The organism is Modestobacter altitudinis (assembly GCF_005930475.1).
In the GTDB taxonomy this organism is placed as follows: domain Bacteria; phylum Actinomycetota; class Actinomycetes; order Mycobacteriales; family Geodermatophilaceae; genus Modestobacter; species Modestobacter altitudinis.
This window is the reverse complement of the sequence record NZ_SJEW01000134.1, coordinates 1-3,704: the sequence shown is the minus strand read 5'-3', so window position 1 is coordinate 3,704 and position 3,704 is coordinate 1. Positions and strand designations below refer to the sequence as shown.

The 3,704-nt window shown below is 77.6% G+C and carries 2 protein-coding genes; both read left to right on the top strand.

Going from position 1 to position 3,704, the window contains the following annotated elements; genetic code table 11:
* Positions 1-243: 243 nt before the first annotated feature.
* Positions 244-702, top strand: coding sequence for an STAS domain-containing protein (locus FHL79_RS24685; protein ID WP_171058339.1), 459 nt, complete (start codon positions 244-246; stop codon positions 700-702).
* Between the two features lie 236 nt (positions 703-938).
* Positions 939-3,542 (top strand): winged helix-turn-helix domain-containing protein, encoded by a 2,604-nt coding sequence (locus tag FHL79_RS24680; RefSeq protein WP_138761194.1) that lies wholly within the window; start codon positions 939-941, stop codon positions 3,540-3,542.
* Positions 3,543-3,704 lie beyond the last annotated feature (162 nt).

Genomic DNA, 3,704 nt, shown 5'->3' with positions numbered 1-3,704 from the left:
GCATCGACGCGGTCACCGTCGTGACCGCGGGGCCGCTGACCGTGCCGGGCGGCGGGACCGCCGCCCGCACGGACCTGGGGCGGGCCCTCCTCGGCGAGCGCACGCTCTGAGCCGGCACGACAGCGGCGCTCACCCCTGACGGGTGATGCCCGCGGCGGCGCGCTGCAACACCGTGGGGGCGTGGTGTCGGCACGGCGACCGGTGGACGCCGGTGGCGGGCGCACCGGGACGAAGGGACGTCGCGTGGTCCGATCGTCACGCCGGTCGCGGTCCGGGGCGCCCGTCGCCCGGCCGAGCAGGGACGCGCAGTCCCTGCGCTGCCGCGACGTCGCCGTGACCTGCCGGGACCGGTCCCGGGGCGGCACCGCGGACGACCAGCCGGCGCCGCGGCTGCTGGCCGGGACCGGCGAGCGCGGCGGGCCGGCCACGGTCCAGGTCGCCGTCGGCGCGTACCTGGTGGCCGGGCGGGCGGCGGAGATCAGGTCCGTGGTGGCCGAGGCGCTCGGGCGGGCGCCCGAGGTGCTGGTGCTGCGGCTGGACGAGGTGCAGCGCTTCGACGCGGCGGGGATCGGCCTGCTCCTCCGGCTGCACGCCCAGGCACGCAACCAGGGGACCGCCGTGCGGTGCACCGACGCGCCCCGCCAGCTGGTCGCCGTCCTGCACCGCACCCGGGCCGACCACGTCCTCACACTGGTGGCGTGACCCGGGGCGGGTCCCGACCCGCCAGACCGGAGGAACGCCGACGTGCGCAGCAGCACCAGCCACCTCGGGTTCCGCTGCGCCGTCGACCGCTGAGCGCCCCGCGCGCGCCGTCCGACGCGCGGTGGAGCCCGCTCATGGGGGGTTGACGGCCCTCGCCCGGGGTCGCGATCCTGGCGGGCGAGCACCTCGGGGACCTCCGCACGTCGATCACGACCGGGAGGAGGTCGGACGCACCGATGCAGGTTCCTCGCAGCAAGCTGCACCGGCCTCCCCCCGGGCGGTCGGTGGCCGACCGGACCTGGCTGCTGCGACGGCCCGTCCCGCCGCACGACGGGCCGGACGACGCCCCGGTGACGCTGGTGTCCGCGCCGCCCGGGTACGGCAAGACGACCCTGCTGGCCGGCTGGGCCGGGGACCGGGCCGCGGGCGGGGACCGGGTCGCCTGGGTGTCGCTGGACGACGCCGACGACGACCCGGTGCGCTTCCGGACGACGCTGACCGAGGCGCTCCGGTCCGCCGTCGCAGCCGGGGTGGTCGAGGGACCGACGGGAGGTGTCGAGACCGGCGACGACGTCCAGGACGCCCTCCCCCTCGTCCAGCTCGAGGCGCTGGTCTCCCGGGCCGGGACCCCGGTCTGGCTCCTGCTGGACGACGTGGAGGCCGTCTCCGCCCCCGCCGTCCTCGCCGACATCGACACGCTGCTCCGCCGGCTGCCCGACGGGCTGCACGTGGTGCTGGCCACCCGCCGTGACCCCGCGGTGGGCCTCCACCGCCTCCGGCTCGCCGGGCGGCTGCGGGAGATCCGGGCCGGGGACCTCGCGCTGGCCCGGAGCGAGGTGCGCGAGGTCCTGCTCGACCACGGCGTCACGCTGGAGGAGCACCTGCTGGACCTGCTGACCGACCGCACCGAGGGCTGGGCCGCCGGCGTGCGGCTGGCGGCGCTGACGCTGTCCCGCGCAGCCGACCCGCCGTCCCTCGTCCAGGACCTCGGCGGCGACGAGCCCGTGATCGCCGACTACCTGGCCGCCGAGGTCCTGCACCGGCTGACACCGGCCGAGCAGGACCTCCTCCGGCTGTGCGCCGTGCCCGAGCGACTGTCCGCCGACCTCGCCGTCGCGGTCACCGGCGACCCGACGGCGGCGGTGCTGCTGGAGCGGCTGTACCGGGACAACACGCTCGTGGACCGCCTCGTGCAGCCCAGCGGCTGGTACCGCCTGCACCCCCTGCTGCGCAGCCACCTGACCGCGCAGCTGCGCCGGACCGCCCCCGGGCTGCTGGGCGCCGCGCACGCGCGCACCGCGGACTGGCTCGCCCGCCGGGGCCAGGTGCCGGAGGCGCTGGGGCACGCGGTCGCCGCCGGGGACGACGACCTGGCCGTCCGGCTGCTGGTGGCGCACGGGCCCACGCTGCTCGCCGGCGGCCGCGCGCGTCAGCTGCTCCGGCTGATCGGCTCGAGCCCGGACGGCGTCCGGGCCGACGGCGACGTCCGGGAGCTGACCACCCTGGCGGAGGTGGAGCTGGGCTCGGCGCTGCCCAGCCGCATCCCCCGCCCCCGGCGGTCCGTCGAGGACGACGGGGCCAGCCCGCTGCAGGCGCTGGTCCAGCTGCAGCGGGCCCGGCACGGGGACCTCGCGCTCTCCGCCGCCGCGCTGACCGCCAGCGCACCGGCGACCGACGGCCGCGCGGACGACCTGGGGCTGCTGCTGCGGCTCAACCGGGGTCTGGTCTGGCTGCTGACGGGCGAGTTCGAGGAGGCCGGCGCGGAGCTCGCCGCGGCCGCCCAGCTGGCCGCGGCGACGAGCAACGACCACGCGCTGCTGCGGGCCACCGCGGGGCTGAGCGCGCTGGCCAGCAGTCGCGGTGACTTCCGGCGCACCTGGCTGCTGGCGGACGAGACCGTGCGGGTCGCCGTGCGGGTGGACGCCCTGCGCGGGGCCGAGGTCGCCGCCGCCCTCCTCCAGGGCGCGCAGTCTGCCTACCAGCGGCTCGACGGGAACGGCGCGCGGCAGCTGGCCGAGCGCGCCCGGAGCGCGCTGGCCGGGGCGAGCGACGCGGTGGTCGAGACCGCGCTGACCACCCTGCTCGGCGTCCTCGACGTCGAGGACGGGGCGAGACCCGCCCAGGCCACCCGGCGGCTGCACGAGTGCTGGGTGCAGTCCCGCGGGCAGCGGCTGCCTCCCCTGCTGGCCGTCTACCTGGCCTGCACCCAGCACCGCTGCAGCTGGCTGGTCGGCCGACCGGACTGGGCCAAGGAGGCGCTGCACGAGCTGCGGGTGCGGGTCGGGCCCGGCGGGGAGCTCGAGGTGCTCACCGCGACCGAGCACCTCGCCCGCGGCCGCGGGGACGCTGCCCGCCGGCGGCTGGCGCCGGTCCTGGACGGCACGGTCCCCTGTCTGCACCCGCTGACCCGGCAGCAGGGGTGGCTGGTCGAGGCGGTCCTCTCCGCCCAGGAGGGCCAGCGCGCCCGCTGCCACGAGGCGCTGCAGGCGGCCCTCGGCATCGCCGACGAGCTGGGCGCGCTCCGCGCCTTCCTGGACATGCCCGGGGTCCCGGCCCTGCTGGACGAGGACGCGTCCCGGTTCGGCCGGCTCGACCCCCTCGTGGCGAGGATCCGGTCGGCGGCCCGGACGCGGGACCGGAGCGCCTACGCCCCGCTGACGCCCAGGGAGCTGGAGCTGCTCACCGACCTCCCCGCCCAGCTCACCTTGGAGGAGATCGCCGCGCGGCACCAGGTCTCGCTGAACACGGTGAAGACCCACGTCCGCTCGATCTACCTGAAGCTGGGCGCCCAGAGCCGACGCCAGGCCATCAACTCGGCCCGGCAGCGCGGACTGCTCTGACCGGACCCCCGAGGTCACCGCATGGCGTCCGTGGCGAGGGTCCCACTAAGGTAATCCGCATGCATCCGGTCGGCTTTGTGGGGTTTGCCCTCGTGGAGCGCAGGCACGTCGACCTGCTGCGGTGCGCAAGCGCGCGCTGTCGGGCCTGACCCGCCCCCCTCC